Origin of the sequence: Corynebacterium sp. ACRPF (assembly GCF_022347395.1) — a bacterium.
Taxonomy (GTDB): Bacteria; Actinomycetota; Actinomycetes; order Mycobacteriales; family Mycobacteriaceae; genus Corynebacterium; species Corynebacterium tuberculostearicum_D.
In genome coordinates this window covers 1-17,039 of the sequence record NZ_JAKRNB010000003.1, presented here as the reverse complement: position 1 = coordinate 17,039, position 17,039 = coordinate 1, and the positions used below count along the sequence as shown (strand labels likewise).

Here is a 17,039-nt window from a genome sequence, read left to right as displayed (position 1 = left end):
CTAAATCTCGTTCATGGCGGTGAAGAGGTCTTCGGACTGAATGCGGATGGACTGGTGCTTTTCTTCCGCAACGGGGCGCATGCGCTCCTTAATGGTCTGGATGGAGACCTTGTCCGCATCGAATTCGACGCGCAGGATCATGGTGAAGTATCCGCCCATGAGCGTCTGGGAGACGTCGATGACGTTGATATCGAGTTCTGCAAGGGTAGTGGTCACCGCGGCGATGATGCCGGTGCTATCGGCACCGGTGACGGTCATAATGGCATACATGCATGCAATTCTATCTGCTTGCCGGGCGCGCCGCGGTGGTTTGTGCGTGCCGGAGTAAGGAGGCCGTCTGCACGCCGACCGCGCCGTTGTTACGGTGGGGAGGTATGACTGATAAGAAGAAGTTTCTGTACATCGGTGGACACGGCAAGGTCGGGCTGCTGACCGCACCTAAGCTGGTTGAGGCCGGTCATGAGGTCCACTCCCTCATCCGCAATCCGGAGCAAAAGGCCGAGATTGAAAAGCTCGGCGCGACCCCGGTTATGGCGGATATTACTGAACAAACCGTGGATCAGTGGGCAGAGCTTTTCGCCGCTTATGACGCTGTAGTCTGGGGCGCCGGCAATGGCGGCCGCGGTGGGGCAGACCTCACTTGGGCCGTCGACCGCGACGGCGCCCTCGCTACCCTCGACGCGATGGACCAGTTACAGCAGGAGGGCAAGAATGTACCTGCCTATGTGATGATCTCCTACGTCGGCTCCCAGGTAGCAACCACGGATCCTGCCGATGAGAAGTGGTATTCCTACGTGGAGTCCAAGAAGGAAGTAGACAACCGCCTTGTACAGGCCAGCTACCCGCACCTCATCCTCAAGCCAGCGATGCTGACCGAGGAACCAGCCAAGGGCCTGGAAATGATTGAGGATAAGATGCTGAAGGAGTCTATGACTTCTTCCCGCGAGCTGGTTGCGGACGTCATCGTCGAGGCCCTTGGCCGCGAAAACCTGCCGGAATCCCCGCTTGCCTTCGTTGATGGCGACAATCCAGTGAGCTCTATCAAGTAAGGCGCTAAACTGGCTGGCATTATGACTGCTAAGCCACCAGCCGTACTTATTGATTGCGATCCCGGTATCGATGATTGCCTCGCCCTCATGTACTTGGCGGGTCTGCATCATGCCGGTGAGATCGAGCTGGTGGGCGTTACCACCACGGCCGGCAACGTCGAGGTCCACCAGACCGCGGCTAATGCCCGCTGGATTTTGGACCTTTGCTCGCTTGCCGACGTCCCCGTAGCCCCCGGCGTACCCCAACCCCTCAAGGTGGATCTCACCACCACCCCTGAGACCCATGGCCCGACAGGGCTGGGCTATGCACATGCCCCCGCTGCCGCCGCCAAGCTGCAACAGCGCGATTGGCAGCAGGTATGGGAAGAAGCATTAGCCACCCACGACGATCTGCAGCTGATCGTTTCCGGACCAGTCACCAACCTTGCCGCTTTCGAAGCAACCCATAGCGAGGCTGCCGCGCGCTTCGGTGCCATCACAATCATGGGCGGCGCGGTCAATTACCGCGGAAACACCACGCCAACTGCCGAGTGGAACTTTTGGGTGGATCCACACGCCGCCGCCCAACATTTTCATTCAACCGCCCCACGCGTTCTCACCACGCTATGTTCCCTCGAAGTAACGGAACAGTTTCTCATCACCCCGCAGCGCCTAGACGAGGCCCTAGAAATGTTGGGGGAGCACCCCACGGCACAAATCCTGCCGGACGTGCTGCGTTTTTATTTTGAATTCCACCAGGCACAAGGGGAGGGATATCAAGCCCAGATCCACGACCTCTTGACCTGCATGATTGCCCTGGGGCGCATCCCTTATGAAGCGACAGAAACCACCGTGGACGTTGAAGCGGAATCGTCACTGTTGCGGGGCACGTGCGTTGCAGATTTGCGCAACCATTGGGGCCGCGCCCACAACGCGCGGCTGGTAACAGGCGCAGATATAGAGGCCGCACACCACGAATGCGCGCGGGGATTCACGCTATTGGCTTCGCATTAGTAGCTTTTAACACGCAGAGCCTCTACTATTATCCGCGGCGCACGTGCCGTGCAAGCTCGCTTTCCGAGGTGACATAGGAACGCAGCACCATCCGCGGTCGTCGTTTATTTTGCCCATTTTTCGGTATATGGATTTGGACTTTTACTGTGTCACAGCTTTCTCTCACCCCCGCCCGCAAGGCTATGGTCATCGCGGGTGCTCTCATTGTCGCCGCAACCTGGATTTATCTGGTTCTTCTGCGTCCTACTGATTGGGAATCCGTTGCCGGCTCGACAGAGGCGCTTATTACCCTCGCCGGCTACCTCGTTGGCGCCGCGCTCCTTCTAGCCGGCACCGTTCCGGCGCTACCGGCGCGAACCATCGCCATCATCCCGGTAGCGCTAGTGCTCAATATTGTTGTCGGCGAAATCATCGGTTCTATCGGCGTTCCGCTGTATATCGACTCCGTGGGAACGATCCTGGTAGCCGCGCTCGCGGGCCCCATCGCCGGATTGGCTACTGGTACCTTGTCCTCCGTCGTATGGGGACTGTTGAACCCCGCCGCTTTGCCCTTCGCCGCCGTGTCCGCGGCCACGGGGTTCCTCTCTGGACTGGTAATCAAGAAGGGTGCTTTCACTAAGGTGTGGTGGGTCATTCTCAGCGGCGCCATCATCGGCATCATTTCCGGCATGCTCGCCGCACCAGTGGCGGCCTTTGTTTATGGCGGTACCGCAGGTCTTGGTACGGGCGCGGTTGTTTCGCTGTTCCGAGAGCTGGGCAATTCCCTCATCGCCTCGGTTACGCTGCAGTCCTTTATTTCGGATCCCCTGGATAAGGCATTGGTCTTCCTCATTGTCTGGGCAGCGGTCAAGGCACTGCCGCAGCGCACCCGAGAATCCCTCCAGCCACGTTAATGCAGGGCCTTCATCCCGCCACCGTTGTCACCATCGCGGCCTGCGGCTGGGTCCTTACTTTGGCGCTGAATACCCCGGTGGCGTCGGCAAGCGTAGTGCTTATCGCCCTAGCCTGCGGTACTGCCGCTACCCGCAACGCTTCCGTGATTTTGACAACTGTGGCGTTAAGCGCCCCAGCGGCCCTTTCCATGCTGGTCATTCACGCCCCCTACGGTGATGACCCAGTGCTGCCGCTGGTAACAAGCGACGGCCTGGTGCTCGCCGCCACCCTCACCCTGCGGTTCTGCGCCCTCATGGCCTGCTTCATCGCGGCCATGGCAGTGCTGCGCATTGCTGATATCGCCAAGTGGCTGCAAGTTTCGCGCGCTGGCCACAAGGTCGCGTATATCGTTGGAGCCTCCCTACAAACCCTGCCCCAAGGTGCGCACGCATGGCGTTGCGTCCGCGAAGCCAACCAGCTCGCAGGCATCACCGTGACTTGGCGCAATACCATCTCGCGCGTCATTATTCCCGTTATCGCTCGCCTCCTTACCCAAGGAACCCAACGTGGCCAGGCCCTCGCCGCCGTCGGATTCGACCAGGAAGGGCAACGCAGCCTATTGCGCCCCGTTTCCGATTCCATGGCCTCCCGCGTCGTACGCTTCCTCATTCCGCTAGTAACCCTTGCGGTGGTGATTGCTACATGGATCTAGCCCGCATTAAGCCCACCCCTGGGGCCATTTATCAAGTACTCGTCGAGCCTGACACAGCCGTCGAAGACGTTGCCGTGGAACTAGCCGAGCACCTATCTACCGAAGCCATCATCGGTACGGATGCCTCAGCACAGATTAGCTTCCTGCGGGAAACCTGTATCGAAGAAGTAGTTTTAGGCGTCGAAAATGCCGGCGTTCCTGCCCCTGAAATGCAGCGGCGCGGGGAGCGAATGCTTCGCGCCGTGGGCCTGTCTGACTACCGCGAACACGATCCAACACAGCTATCCGGTGGCCAAACACGCAGGCTTGCGGCTGCCTGTGTCGCCATTCGCGATCCGGAAGTCATGATTGTGTGCGAGCCTGCAGCCGGGCTTGATGCTGACTCGCGCACGCAAGTGGTTCGCCTCTTGCAGGAATTGCCGGAAACCTGCGTCATTTCTATATCCAGTGCTTCCTGGCAAGAATTGGGTGGGCACATCATTGGAACAGACCCACTCGTAGCGGCCGTAGACTTACCGCGGGTTTCTGCAAGCCCCCGGACAGGGAGTATCGGTCCGCTAACAGCACGCAGGGGTGCAGCAAAGAAGAAATGGTGGCACTTTTCTCAGCCCCGTGGCACTTCCTTCAGCGTCGGACCGGTAGAAATCCCTATCGCGAAATCTGCGGTTACGTGGCTGCGAGGCGATAATGGCAGTGGCAAGACCACGCTCCTGCGCGCTGCTGCTGGGCTCGATGGCGCCGGAGCTGTCCCGAATCCACCCGCTCTTGCCTTGCAATCGCCGTTTGATCAGGCGGTATTTCCAACGGTGGAGGAATTCGTCCCCAACGACACCTTGCGCAACCTGCTGGGACTAAATCCGGCAGATCATCCTCTCGACCTATCATCGTCTCGCCTGCGGCTTGCGCAGATTGCCCACGTGATCGGGCAGCAGCGACCGGTGGTTCTGCTCGACGAACCAGACACCTTGCTTTCAGCTGCTGACCGCTGGCTCATGCACCAACTTATCCACCACGCACTGCAGTCCGGCAGCGCCCTCGCAGTTACCTGCCACGATCCTAAGTTTGTGGCTGAAATAGAAACCTATGCTGAAGTAACGGAAAAGACACTGCCGGCGCAGCATCTATAAGCACATACAAAATTGCTCCCGGCTGTTTCCAACATCAGTTAAGACGCTGCCGGGAGCAAAAGTAGTTGTATGGGGTTACTGTGGGCTCGCCTGAGCACCGCGGATGGATTGCTCTACTAAGTCAAGAACATTCTCCAGCTCCGCTGTATCGCCCAAGGCAAGTCGATTAATGAATCCGTCCATAAATACCTCAAGATAGATGGCTAAGGTATCGATTCCTACATCATCTCGTAGGCGACCCTTATCCGCATTAGATGCCAATCGTGCGCGAACGGCTTCATCACGAACCGATTGATTTTCTTTCCACCGAGCGGCGAACGAGGGGTCCGTGCGTAGCAGGGAGGTGATTTCCAAGCGAGTGGCCAGCCAATCGTGGCGCTCAGGATGTTGGAGCATTTCCCGCATGACTTCTACCAAGCCATTTTGAGCCACGACTTCGGCTTGACGAGCGGCATCTTCTTGCGCCAAGGCAAGAAATAGTGACTCTTTGTCACCGAAGTGGTGAAAAATTGCGCCACGTGACTTACCCGTCGCTTGCTCGAGTAGCCGAACAGTTGCTCCCTCGTACCCGTGCTCTGCAAAGCAGCGGCGGGCACCTACGAGAATGTCGTGCCGGCGGCGGCTAAGTTCAGATTCGCTCACGATGGGCATAGTAGGGAACTCTCCTTAATGGGGGATATCTAAAGATTGTTTAATCAGTAATTTTAAATAAGAAATAAAGTCGACGTGACGAAACGCGGGGCCGCATTGCCCTTCCTGAGAGAGGGCGGTGCAACCCCGCGTTGTCGACTGAACTTAGTCCTTTAACCCATCGGTTGGGCTAAAGGACTGCGCGAAGACGCTTAGTTCTTGACCATCTGACGCAGAACGTACTGCAAGATGCCGCCGTGGCGGAAGTAGTCAGCCTCACCCGGGGTGTCGATGCGGACGTCAGCATCGAACTCCACGGCCTCGCCGGATTCCTTGGTAGCGGTTACGTGGACGGTCTTCGGGATGGAGCCATCGTTGAAGGCGGAGATGCCCTCGATGTCGAAGGTCTCCGTACCATCCAGGCCCAAGGACTCGTGGGACTCGCCCTGCGGGAACTGCAGTGGGATAACGCCCATGCCAATCAGGTTGGAACGGTGGATACGCTCGAAGGACTCAGTGATAACAGCCTTCACACCAAGCAGGTTGGTGCCCTTAGCTGCCCAGTCGCGGGAAGAGCCAGTACCGTACTCCTTACCAGCAATGACAACGAGCGGAATGCCGGCTTCCTTATAGTTCTGGCAAGCATCGAAGATGAAGGCCTGCGGGCCGCCTTCCTGGGTGAAGTCACGGGTGTAGCCACCGGTGACGTCGACCAGCTGGTTGGCCAGGCGAATATTTGCGAAGGTACCGCGCATCATAACCTCGTGGTTACCGCGACGGGAGCCCAGGGAATTGTAGTCCTGGCGGGCAACGCCGTTTTCATCGAGGTACTGCGCAGCCGGAGTGCCCGGCTTAATAGCGGAAGCAGGGGAGATGTGGTCAGTGGTGACGGAATCGCCCAGCTTTGCCAGCACGCGTGCGCCCTTGATGTCTTCAACCGGGTTCGGCTCGGTAGGCATGCCGTCGAAGTAAGGAGCCTTGCGGATGTAGGTGGAATCCTCATCCCACTTGAAGGTCTCGCCCTCCGGCACGTCCAGGTTGCGCCAGGCATCGTCGCCCTTGAATACGTCGGCGTAGTCAGCCTCGTACATCTCGCGAGAGATAGCGGACTGGATGGTGTCCTCAATCTCCTGCGGGGATGGCCAAATGTCCTTCAGGAAGACATCGTTGCCTTCCTTATCCTGACCCAGCGGCTGTGCATCAAAGTCAAAGTCCATGGTGCCGGCGATGGCGTAGGCGATGACCATGATTGGAGAAGTCAAGTAGTTCATCTTGACATCCGGGGAGATACGACCCTCAAAGTTGCGGTTACCGGAAAGGACCGCGGTCGCAGCGAGGTCATTCTCGTTGATGGCTGCAGAAACCTCGTCCGGCAGTGGGCCGGAGTTACCAATACAGGTGGTGCAGCCGAAGCCGGAGAGGTAGAAGCCCATGGCTTCGAGGTCCTTCCACAGGTCTGCACGCTGGAAGTAGCCATCAACAACCTGGGAGCCAGGAGCACAGATGGTCTTAACCCATGGCTTGGACTGCAGACCCTTTTCTGCTGCCTTACGGGCGATAAGGCCTGCGCCCACCATGACGGATGGGTTAGAGGTGTTGGTACAGGAAGTTATGGAGGCAATGGCAACCATGCCGTGGTCCAAGGTGAACTCGCCACCGTTTTGGGACTCAACGGTAATTGGGTTGGAGTGACGGCCCTTCGCGCCAATAGCCGAGGACTCGCCGTGACCCTCACGAGCCTTGTTTAAGCCGCCGGTGACGTCCTCCATAGCTGGGGCGCCGCCTTCTGCGGACATGCGCTTTGCCTCGACAGAGGATTCGTCAACGCAAACCTCGTCGGTGGTGTAGTTAGCCAGATCCTTGCGGAACTGCTCCTTGGCCTCGGTCAGCAGGATGCGGTCCTGCGGGCGCTTCGGGCCGGCAATGGAAGGAACAACGGTGGACAGGTCCAGCTCGAGGTACTCGGAGTACTTTGCCTCTGGAGCGTCCTCCTCCAGCCACATTCCCTGTGCCTTGGCGTAGGCCTCGACGCGGTCGATCTGCTCCTGCGGGCGGCCGGTGAGCTCGAGGTACTTGGTGGTCTCCTCGTCAATCGGGAAGATCGCAGCGGTGGAACCGAACTCAGGGGACATGTTGCCGATGGTGGCGCGGTTTGCCAGCGGGACAGACTTAACACCGTTGCCATAGAACTCAACGAACTTCTGAACAACGCCGTGCTCGCGCAGCATCTCGGTGATGGTAAGAACGACGTCGGTTGCAGTAACGCCGGTGGGAATCTCACCGGTCAGCTTGAAGCCTACGACCTTCGGGATGAGCATGGATACCGGCTGGCCGAGCATGGCAGCCTCTGCTTCGATGCCGCCGACGCCCCAGCCCAGAATGCCCAGGCCGTTTTCCATGGTGGTGTGGGAGTCGGTGCCGATACAGGTATCCGGGTAAGCGAGGCCCTCGTTGTCGAATACAACGCGGGACAGGTACTCGATATTTACCTGGTGGACAATGCCGGTTCCCGGAGGAACTACGCGGAAATTGGAGAAGTTCTCAGCACCCCAGCGCAGGAACTGGTAGCGCTCTTCGTTGCGCTGGTACTCGATTTCAACGTTCTTTTCCAGCGCATCGGTAGAGCCGAAAGCCTCAACGATGACGGAGTGGTCAATGACCATTTCGGCCGGGTTGAGAGGGTTAACCTGATCTGGGGTACCACCCAGTGCGGAGACGGCCTCACGCATGGTGGCGAGGTCAACAACGCAAGGAACACCGGTAAAGTCCTGCATGAGGACGCGCGCTGGGGTGAACTGGATTTCGGTGTCCGGCTCTGCCTCCGGATCCCAGTTTGCCAAGGCGTTAATGTGATCCTTGGTTACGTTCTTGCCGTCCTCGTTACGCAGCAGGTTTTCTGCCAGCACCTTGAGGGAGTAAGGCAACTTCTCCAAGCCGGAGACGGTGTTGATGTCAAAGTAGTCATAAGACTTGCCGTTGACGTCAAGGGTCTTCTTGGCCTCGAAGGAGTTCAAGCTTTCAGTCACAGGGAGCTCCATTCCTTGTTAATAAACAGTGTGTTCTGTTTGGTACTCGCCGCCTTTCGTCACAGCGGGGCAGTGCTCAGCGTCAACGGTCACGAGTGTGACTCGACGCGACCATGGGGCCTGCTGTGTTGAAGGCGACAAAGAACGCGATGGTTCACCTAGATATTGTAGAGGCTAAAACCTTCGGTCGCTGCCATTGTAACAGTACAAGCGTTCTGTTTTCACCTTTTTGAGAAATTCGGCGAGTTGAGGGGATGGACGTCTGTGGCCCGCCCGTATCTTGGGGGAGAAGAAGTTTAGGAGCCCTATATATAAGGAAGAGATACACATGGTTCCCGCGGGCGTAGATGTAGCTGATTTGGCAGGCCAGCTGGAAGAGGACGGCGTGGCCTACACGTCCCCAACGCTCAGCCAAGATGCACAGCTCAACGCGGAGGTAGCTCAAGGCTTGCGAGACGGTGACGGAGTGGCCGTGGTTGATGTGGTGGCTGATCGTACACCTGATGTCCGTGACATTGCCCAAGAGCTCCAGGATGCGACAGGTTTAAACACCGTCATCGTACAAACCCCTCGCCATGTTTCTTCCGTTAGTGACACTTATAGCCGCGCTGACATTGAGTCGGTACAGGCGCAGATCGCGCCTGGGGCTAACCAAGTAGACCTTCTGTCTGAGTACTACAGGGGGCTAGACCAAATCAGCTTCCCGGTCGGCGCAGTGGTGGGGGCAGTTGCCGTAATCGCCGTGATTGTATTGGTTGGCTCTTTCCTAGCGGCCGGCCGTCGCAAGCCCTAATAGTTGAAGAGGATCTACGGAAGCTGAGGGTGCGAGCCGGCCAGTAATGAAAGCCGGGCGAGAAGCGTGGAACATGGCCTTCCAGAATTCGACAAATAGTACCTGAAAATTAAGTTTGTTCGAGAAAGTATCGCGTTAGAGGGTGAAACTTTTGCGAGCCTTTGATGCGCGGAAAATTCGGGCAACTGTCCCGAAGGCGTGTACTGAAGAACTCCGGGCGAATGTGGATGACGCAGTTTCGTTCACTCACGGGGTGCCGGGAGAGTCGTTTGCGGATTGGGGAGGCAGAAGTTCGGCCTGGACTTAGCGTGAGCCGGATGCCTAATTGGGGATCGTGGATGGGGCGGGGGAGTGGTCAAAGTAAACCCTTAGGGGTTGACATCCGGTGGGGCAGTGGTTCAGTTGTCCTGGTCGTGGTCAGGCTCGGGGTTGGTAGAGCGTATGGGACTCCGGTTTGATAGTGATTAAAGTCACAATAACGGGACGGTAACAAAATCATTGCAGGTTAGGTGCACATGTTGAGTCATGTGAATTAACTTGACTCACGTGAATTGCGGGAAAATTGTGCGAAACGGGCGTGTCGTGACGTAAGGTTCGGGTGTCGACTCAGGAGACATTTCTTGCTTCCTGGGTTCATGGGCTTAGCCTTGACTGTCACGAGAGAACTCGCACGGGTATGTGGGGAAGCACGCCTCGAGCGAAAGTTAGAACGTCGAGTGGCCGTTCTTGGAAGTCAATGAACCGGGACCTTTCGATAGCGATTGGGAACGCAGGCAAAGAACTTGAGCGATTACAATGTTCGAAAAATTACACATCAACCCACCTTCCGTTTATGAGGTGAGACGGGTTCATTAGAACTCCACCGTGTGGAAATTTTGGTGCGAACCTTTATATGGCTAAGGCTGAAAGCCTGTTGTTGCAGAAGGTGCGTACGGAGAGGTCCATAGGGATAGGGTCTGGGAACGCCGAATCACTCCACAAGGGTCAGCTTCGTGCGGCCTGTTCATGGTTTGTGGCTGCTTGCCCTCGACGGCTCGGTAGTACTAAAAGGCTAGACCTTTTGGGTTCCGGTCGGCGCCGCGGCGAGGTCTGCCAGAATCCGTAGAGCAGTTCTCACGGTGCTCAGTGCAACGAAGACGTGATCGGGGCATACGGAATCGCGGGTTGTTAGACGCATCCTGGAGCGTATGTCGCGCACAGCGAAGAATAGAAGTGGATTTCGCAGTCGTGGGAATTTGTTTGAACAGAGAATAGTTGTAGACCATTTGTGGCCGACTTGTCGGACTCACGCAAGTAGACTTTTAGGCTCTCTTGTCGGAGCACTAGTTGGCTGGATATCGCTGTTGTGGGGAAACAGTAGCGGTTAGAGTCATCCAGTATCGGCGCAGCAATCGTCCTCAACTCTCTCTAGTTCCAACATGAAAGCCCTAAGTCTGCTGAGCGTCCACAGAATGTGCACACCCGGAGTGAAGTCTCAGCCAATGTAGGCAGTCCAATACCAGTTACCGCTCTAGTGTCTGCGGGCGCCAGGGGATAGTTTCGCGTAGCTATAGATATCTAGTCGAAGCGATTTCCTAGGCCACCCAATAAGGCATGCGATAACGCCTGTGTTTGTGTGAAATATGCAGGCGGGGAGCCCGGGCATACCTATGTCCGGAGGTCTTCGTGGACTCTCACAAAAGGAGCAGGGTGGGCCCAAACTAGGAGTATTTCAGTGGCCACCATTCGCCTTCCGCGCATTCGACATGTTCGCGCTTTCATTGCTGCAGTAGCAGGTACCGCAGCCATTTCAACACTTTCCACCGTAGCCCCAGCAGGCGCCGATGAAGTATCGACGCCAAACCCGGGTTCGGTCCAGGACCAAGAGTCAGACCACGTAGCAATTGACCGTGCGGTTACCAATGCAGATTCGCTGCAGGCCGCTGTGGAGGAGTCCCGGGCAGAGCTAGGTCGCGCGGAAGCAGATGTTTCCGGAGCGGAAGACCGTTTTGCTCAGATCCGAACCCAATTGGAACAAGTGAACGGCGAGCCGGGCACTAATGAAGAGTACGTTGCCAGCTTGGAAGATGAGCTGCGCCAGGCCGGTGAGGAAAAGCGAGAAGCCGAGAATCGGGTTGCGCAGGAGCGTCGGGAGCTGGCCCAGAATGAAGCGCGACTAAACGCTACCCAAAGGTTTGCGGAGGCCACTTTTGCCCGCCAGCAGCAGGCTGCGCCCCAAGAGGAGGCAGCAAGCGGGATGCAGCTCTCGCAGCAGGATTCTCTTCCAACCTCGCCAAATCAAGTTGATAATCTTGATTCTGCAGCTCCGGCTAACGCCTTTACGGTCAAATCTGAAGACTTGACTTCCGAGGACAAGTCTCAGGGCTTTACGGATGAGGTAGTAGATCGGGGATCGCTTGAGGCTCCTGGCAGTGCGGACGTTGCCGATAATCCGGAGGCTCCATCCGTTGCTGAGCAGGATAAGACTACTCCAGAAGCGGACTTTGGAAACGCCCTCAACAAGGGTGCTACTCCGACGTTCCAGAACGTCGATTTCGGCACTGGGTCCTCTGTTAACGATGCGCTCGGACTTGCGAATGATATCGCTGCAGCCGTTGATGAGGACGATGTGCGCACCCTCATGCAGGGCTCTTCTGACTTGCTTGGTTTGGGCAGTCCGAATACAGCACCTGCCGCCAGTGTTGATGCTCCGGAGCTGGATGAGGTAACTGAGTCCGAGGAAACCACCACTGGTGCAGACGCGGGCCGAGACGCTCAGATCGAGGCCGTGATTTCTCGCGCTGAGTCTCAGGTCGGCGTCCCTTATGTGTGGGGTGGCGGCGATAATAATGGTCCTACTGGTGGGCTTCGCGATGGTGGCGTGGCTGATTCCTTCGGTGACTTCGGTCAGTCTGGCTTCGATTGCTCGGGGCTAGTCAAGTACGCCTACGCGGCAGCCGGCCTGGACCTTCCTCACTACACTGGTGCGCAGTACCAGCAGGGCAAGAAGGTTCCTCGTGCGAATGCACAGCGCGGTGACCTTATCTTCTACGGAGCTGGTGGAAGCCAGCACGTAGCTATCTACCTAGGCGACGGCCAAATGATTGAAGCGCCACAGTCTGGTCAGACTGTTTCAGTAGTTCCAGTTCGCTGGGGTGGCGCTACTCCCGATGTCGTGCGCCTTCTCTAATCTCCAACTTTTGGTTGGTATGGTTTAGGGCATGACTGACGCACAACAGAATGCCCAAAACTTCGACGCCCTCCTCGTTCTTTCTTTCGGTGGCCCGGAAGGAAACGAGGAGGTCGTTCCTTTTTTGGAGAACGTTACCCAAGGTCGAGGTATCCCTCGCGAGCGGCTAGAAGTGGTGGGCGAGCATTATTACCACTTCGGAGGGGTAAGTCCGCTCAATGCACTTAACCGAGAAATCATCGATCATGTCGAAGGGGAGCTGAAAAAACGCGGACATAATCTACCTGTCTACTTTGGCAATCGAAATTGGCATCCCTTTGCCGGCGAGACCGCGGAGAAGATGTCTCAGGACGGGGTGCGCAAGGTAGCCGTCTTCGCTACCTCTGCATGGGGTGGGTACTCCGCATGCCGGCAATATGATGAGGATATTCAGCAGATGCGCGAGCATCTGGCGGAGCAGGGTTTGCCGGACATTGAATTTACTAAGATTCGCCAATTCTTCGATCATCCGAAGTTCGTGGTCGAAATGGCAGCCGCCGTCACAGAGGTCTGGGGACAGGTTCCGGAAGAAAAGAAGGAATCCACTCGCATGCTGTTTACCGCCCATTCGGTTCCCGTCGCGCACGATAACGTGGGCGGTGTGGAAGGCGATAAAAACCTTTACTCCCGCCAGGTAGCAGAGGCGTCGCGGTTGGTGGCGTCGCAGGCAGGTATTTCTGACTACGACCTCGTATGGCAGTCACGTTCGGGCAACCCACGCACTCCGTGGCTCGAGCCAGACATTGTTGATCACACCACAGATATTCACCATAACGAAGGTATCGACACGGTAGTGGTGTGTCCGATTGGCTTCATCTCTGATCATATGGAGGTTATCTGGGATCTCGATTCCGAGCTGCAGAAGGCGGCAGACGAGATGGGTGTCAAGGTCCTGCGCACCCGGACAGCGGGTCCGACTCCACGGTTTGCGGAGATGGTCGTTGATCTCATCGATGAGCTAGAGCAGGGCCGCGAGTGGGAGACCAGCGGGAGTGTCACGGTGCAAGGGTGCACAGTCAATGGTGCACCGTGTGCGGCGGGGTGCTGCGATATCTGGTCCCGTTAACGGGCAAATTCTCCCAGCGCATAAGACACGCCTGTCATGCGGGCCTGGCGTATGTGGCGCCACAAGCGAAGCAATTGTGGGTCAAGGCTGTGGTCATTGATGCGGTCAGTGACGGTTTCGATGATTGCGGCTACCCGATCGGCTCGGGCAAAGAGCTTGGCTGCTCGAGCTGGCGTTGAGTGGGGAAGGCCAGGTGTGTCATAGAAGTCGCTCAGGGTTCCCACGGTGAGGCGGGGGTTGGGCAAGGCCTCGGTGCTATACCCGGTTGCGGCGATGAGATCGGCGGACTCATTGGTTGCTTGGGAAAGGAGTGCGTCGGCTTCACCGGGGCTTAGCCAGGCGGGCGCGGGGAGCTGCTGCTTTTCGACGACCACTTGCCACGCTGTATGGCTGTGCTGAATGTGGGGGATGAGGACTAAGTTACGCAAGGGATCATTGGTACGAACTATGATTGCCCCGGCAGAACTTTGTGCGGCCGCGCGATAAGACTCCGATCCTGCCGGCAATGCAGGCGGCTCGCCTGGCCCGGACAGTGCGAGGCGCACAATAGGCTCTGCACGTACACCGCGATGAGCCGTAAGCTCGGAGGTCTCCGCGCGCAGCATGGCTAGCAGATCGACGAAGGGGGATTCGTCCCAGCATTCTGGGCGTCCGCCAAGCTCAGTAAGCGCGTCCAGCAAGTCATCGGTGGTTTCATGCCCCCATAGCCACGAGCCAAGCCAGACGGCGGTGTTTTGTAAAGGTGACCATACTTCGGCGCGCATATCCATGGCGAGCCAGTCTAGTAGATAGACTAACGGGCCATGAGTTTTGATCCTTATGGCGGAGATATTTTTGCTGGCCACTCGCGGTCGAAGCCGCGCCAGTACCCGGAAGTACCAGCCGAGCCCGGAATGGTAGTGGAAGTGCGCGGCGATGACTTTGTGGGGGCTGTTATGGGCGTGGATAAAACCGTTTTCGGGGAGGTGGTACGCCTTGAGGATCGCCAGGGCGTAGAGCGCGTCTTTAATCTGGTTAAAGGCGGGTTCCTGGTGGAGGGCGAGCCAGTGACGCTTACCCGGTACGTCGAAAAGCAGGCTCCCCGCAAGTCCAACTCCGGCTCCCGCCGCGTAGAAAACGTGGAGGCTAAGGTTGCCGCGCCATCGCGCATTTGGGTGGAAGGCGTGCATGATGCCGCCATTGTGGAAAAGGTGTGGGGGCACGACCTGCGTGTGGAAGGCGTGGTCGTCGAATACATCGAGGGCTTGGACAACTTGGAGGCGCGCCTCGCAGAGTTTCAGCCAGGGCCGGGCCGCAGGGTCGGCGTACTGGCCGATCACTTGGTTCAAGGCTCCAAGGAAACCCGCTTAACGGAAACCGTGGGAGAGCATGTCCTGGTAACTGGACACCCCTTCATCGATATCTGGGCGGCGGTAAAACCGCAGCGCGTAGGCCTGCGTGAATGGCCAGATGTGCCCTACGGCGAGGATTGGAAAACCGGTATTTGCCGCCGCGTAGGGTGGAGCGACCCGAAGGATGGGTGGCGTCATGTCTATAACGCCGTGCATTCTTTTCGCGACCTAGACTCCAGCCTGATCGGCGCCGTGGAGCGCCTCGTGGACTTCGTTACTACACCTGAGTTGAGCAAGTCCGACTTGCTCTAGGGGTGGGCAAGGTTGGCGCGTTCAATGAGGTTGACGGCCAACTGCCACCCCGCCATCTCGGCGCTCCAGCCGGCTGCCTGGAGGCGTTGTGACATGGCTTGCTTGGAAATTCCCAGCTCTTCGGCGGCCTCATTCTGGTTGAGCCCTGCGCGGACAAGCGAGGTTGCTTCGCGGCCTTCGATGGTGCGCTTGTGGAGAACGTACCCAAGTAGGGCAAAGGTGGCCGCGATATCGCTCGCCTCCGAAGCGCGGCCGCGTTTATTGAGTTTGGCGTAGACCTGCCCCATGCGGGCGGACTTCCGCAATGCGGCGGTTGCTACCTGGCGCGCGCCTTCCTCATCTTCTTGGTTTCCGGGACTAATGCCGATGCCGATGGCCCAGTCGCCGTCGGCAAGCAAAGCCATGACCACGTCGCACACGGCAGTTGCTGAATCTACTACGGCGCAAATATCTTCCACGCCGAGCACGTGGAACTCGCCCACACCATTGAGGGTGGATAGCGCCGTTGCAGAACGTTGGACCAACTCTGCGCGACGCACGGAGCGGCCCCGGTAGCGGGCGTGGACAGCAAGCACGGAAATCCTCCTTAAGGAACCAATTGCGACATAGTCTACCGCTCGTACTTGACTTATGGGCGAGTGGGTAGACGCGAATCCATATACAGCCCGCCCATACCGACGGCGGCAAAAGCCACCATGGCGACAATGATGCCGGGCGAGGTGTGGCCAGTGAGGGCATCGCCGAAGAAGACGCCGAGGGCAGTAGTCGGGATGGAACCGAGGAGAGTGGCCACGGTGAAATGGCTAAGCTTCACCGGAGTTAGGGCGGCAACGTAGTTTAGGAGGCTAAAGGGCACGCCGGCCACCATTCGCAGCGAAGCGATGGCCAGCCAGCCGCGCCGCTCTAAGTGGGCATTGATTTTAAACACTGCGGGGTGGGTTAGGTGCGGGCGGATCCAGTCTCCAAGGAGCGTGCGGACGATGAGGAGCGACAGGGCCGCTGACACCGTCAAGGCGCACAGGGATAGCGCGAGTCCTTTCCATGGGCCGAAAAATATTCCTGCGGCTACCGTCCACAACGTCCGGGGAAAGGGAAGCTGCGTAAATATGACATAACCTAGGGTGAAAAGGAGGGGGAACCATGCGCCATAGCGGGTGGAGGCCTCGCGAAGCTGGGACACGTCTGGCAGATCGAAGAAATATAGGAGGGCCACGCCGGTGACGATGGCGGCGAAGACGGCCATCCAACGCCGTATCGACCACTGGAGGATTGACCGCCAAGCGGACCGCGCGAGCGACATGAGGAAATGGCCGAAGCTGCGCGCCCAACTCAAAAGTGTGGTCATGGGGGAGATCGTAGTCCTTGTGGGAGTACTGAATAGAAAAATCCGGCGGCTACCTTAGTGGTAACCGCCGGTCCTTTGTGCCCGAGGGGGTGTCTGGTTCCATGACATCGTTCCGCTCTGTCTCACGACATCATTCCGCCCCACAAGGCCCTGATGTGCCACAACATCGTTCCGCTGTTCCCGCACAAGAGCGTGTCAAGTTGTTTGTGTGTGGGGCTGGGTTTATAGGTATTTGTCGAAGCGGTCGGGAAAGGCCACGGCCATTTGGTTGATGGCTTGTTTCCAGCCGGATACTCGGGCTCCTTCCATGAGTCTGCCGGCTGTTCTTGAGACTCGTTTACCTTGCTTTGCTCTCTTGGCGGCTCGCTTGTCTTCAATATTGCAGATCATCAACCACAGCGTCTTTAGGGCTGATTCATCGTTGGTGAACTGCACCCTGTTGCGAGTAGCTTTACGCAGCTCATTGTTAAAAGATTCAATGGAGTTCGTCGTATAGATCACCTTCCTAGCTGCTGGTGGGAACTGCAGAAACGGGACAAACCGCGCCCACGCGTCCTGCCAGACCTTGACTGAG

General features: G+C 57.6%; 16 protein-coding genes. 9 read left to right on the top strand and 7 right to left on the bottom strand.

Annotated elements, in window-relative coordinates; translation table 11 throughout:
* Window positions 1–270 (bottom strand): ACT domain-containing protein, encoded by a 270-nt coding sequence (locus MHX61_RS01860; protein WP_179386521.1) that lies wholly within the window; start codon window positions 268–270, stop codon window positions 1–3.
* A gap of 104 nt (window positions 271–374) precedes the next feature.
* Here MHX61_RS01860 and MHX61_RS01855 point away from each other — a divergent pair, with 104 nt between their 5' ends.
* The 5 genes from MHX61_RS01855 to MHX61_RS01835 all read left to right on the top strand — a co-directional run bounded on the left by MHX61_RS01855 (window position 375) and on the right by MHX61_RS01835 (window position 4,754).
* A complete protein-coding gene (locus MHX61_RS01855; protein WP_239191946.1) occupies window positions 375–1,049 on the top strand; it encodes an NAD(P)H-binding protein in 675 nt (224 codons plus the stop codon).
* Between the two features lie 21 nt (window positions 1,050–1,070).
* Complete coding sequence (locus tag MHX61_RS01850) at window positions 1,071–2,042, top strand: nucleoside hydrolase (RefSeq protein ID WP_239191944.1); 972 nt, start codon at window positions 1,071–1,073, stop codon at window positions 2,040–2,042.
* A 182-nt stretch (window positions 2,043–2,224) separates the two neighbouring features.
* The gene (locus MHX61_RS01845) at window positions 2,225–2,935 is read left to right on the top strand and encodes an ECF transporter S component (protein WP_204611436.1); all 711 of its coding nucleotides are present in this window, start codon (window positions 2,225–2,227) and stop codon (window positions 2,933–2,935) included.
* Window positions 2,935–3,627 carry an energy-coupling factor transporter transmembrane protein EcfT gene (locus MHX61_RS01840; RefSeq protein ID WP_239191941.1) on the top strand — a complete coding sequence of 231 codons (693 nt, stop codon included), beginning with the start codon at window positions 2,935–2,937 and terminating at the stop codon, window positions 3,625–3,627. Before MHX61_RS01845 ends, MHX61_RS01840 begins: the two co-directional genes overlap by 1 nt.
* Window positions 3,618–4,754, top strand: coding sequence for an ATP-binding cassette domain-containing protein (locus MHX61_RS01835; RefSeq protein WP_239191939.1), 1,137 nt, complete (start codon window positions 3,618–3,620; stop codon window positions 4,752–4,754). The genes MHX61_RS01840 and MHX61_RS01835 overlap by 10 nt, the downstream gene beginning before the upstream one ends.
* Before the next feature lie 75 nt (window positions 4,755–4,829).
* Here MHX61_RS01835 and MHX61_RS01830 read toward each other — a convergent pair whose 3' ends face one another.
* Both MHX61_RS01830 and can read right to left on the bottom strand, forming a co-directional pair.
* Window positions 4,830–5,405 carry a TetR/AcrR family transcriptional regulator gene (locus MHX61_RS01830; RefSeq protein ID WP_204609017.1) on the bottom strand — a complete coding sequence of 192 codons (576 nt, stop codon included), beginning with the start codon at window positions 5,403–5,405 and terminating at the stop codon, window positions 4,830–4,832.
* A gap of 191 nt (window positions 5,406–5,596) precedes the next feature.
* Window positions 5,597–8,410, bottom strand: a complete 2,814-nt coding sequence (can, locus tag MHX61_RS01825; protein ID WP_204609020.1) for an aconitate hydratase — start codon at window positions 8,408–8,410, stop codon at window positions 5,597–5,599.
* A gap of 328 nt (window positions 8,411–8,738) precedes the next feature.
* Between can and MHX61_RS01820 the strand changes: the two genes are divergently transcribed.
* The 3 genes from MHX61_RS01820 to MHX61_RS01810 all read left to right on the top strand — a co-directional run bounded on the left by MHX61_RS01820 (window position 8,739) and on the right by MHX61_RS01810 (window position 13,477).
* The gene (locus MHX61_RS01820; RefSeq protein WP_204609022.1) at window positions 8,739–9,203 is read left to right on the top strand and encodes a DUF6676 family protein; all 465 of its coding nucleotides are present in this window, start codon (window positions 8,739–8,741) and stop codon (window positions 9,201–9,203) included.
* Window positions 9,204–10,917: 1,714 nt separating this feature from the next.
* Complete coding sequence (locus MHX61_RS11365; protein ID WP_239191937.1) at window positions 10,918–12,372, top strand: NlpC/P60 family protein; 1,455 nt, start codon at window positions 10,918–10,920, stop codon at window positions 12,370–12,372.
* A 31-nt stretch (window positions 12,373–12,403) separates the two neighbouring features.
* Window positions 12,404–13,477, top strand: a complete 1,074-nt coding sequence (locus tag MHX61_RS01810) for a ferrochelatase (protein WP_239191935.1) — start codon at window positions 12,404–12,406, stop codon at window positions 13,475–13,477.
* Here the strand turns inward: MHX61_RS01810 and MHX61_RS01805 are convergent.
* Window positions 13,474–14,247 (bottom strand): hypothetical protein, encoded by a 774-nt coding sequence (locus MHX61_RS01805; protein WP_239191933.1) that lies wholly within the window; start codon window positions 14,245–14,247, stop codon window positions 13,474–13,476. The genes MHX61_RS01810 and MHX61_RS01805 overlap by 4 nt on opposite strands.
* Window positions 14,248–14,280: 33 nt before the next feature.
* Between MHX61_RS01805 and MHX61_RS01800 the strand changes: the two genes are divergently transcribed.
* Window positions 14,281–15,120 (top strand): DUF3097 domain-containing protein, encoded by an 840-nt coding sequence (locus MHX61_RS01800; RefSeq protein WP_239191931.1) that lies wholly within the window; start codon window positions 14,281–14,283, stop codon window positions 15,118–15,120.
* Here the strand turns inward: MHX61_RS01800 and MHX61_RS01795 are convergent.
* From MHX61_RS01795 to MHX61_RS01785, 3 genes are all read right to left on the bottom strand, one after another.
* Window positions 15,117–15,695: a MarR family transcriptional regulator gene (locus MHX61_RS01795; protein WP_198493063.1), complete on the bottom strand. Its 579-nt coding sequence runs from the start codon at window positions 15,693–15,695 to the stop codon at window positions 15,117–15,119. The two genes, MHX61_RS01800 and MHX61_RS01795, sit on opposite strands and share 4 nt — an antisense overlap.
* A 53-nt stretch (window positions 15,696–15,748) precedes the next feature.
* Window positions 15,749–16,465, bottom strand: coding sequence for a TVP38/TMEM64 family protein (locus MHX61_RS01790; RefSeq protein WP_239191929.1), 717 nt, complete (start codon window positions 16,463–16,465; stop codon window positions 15,749–15,751).
* A 222-nt stretch (window positions 16,466–16,687) separates the two neighbouring features.
* Window positions 16,688–17,039, bottom strand: a 352-nt coding sequence (locus tag MHX61_RS01785) for a transposase (RefSeq protein ID WP_239191927.1), incomplete at its 5' end; no start/stop codon positions are given.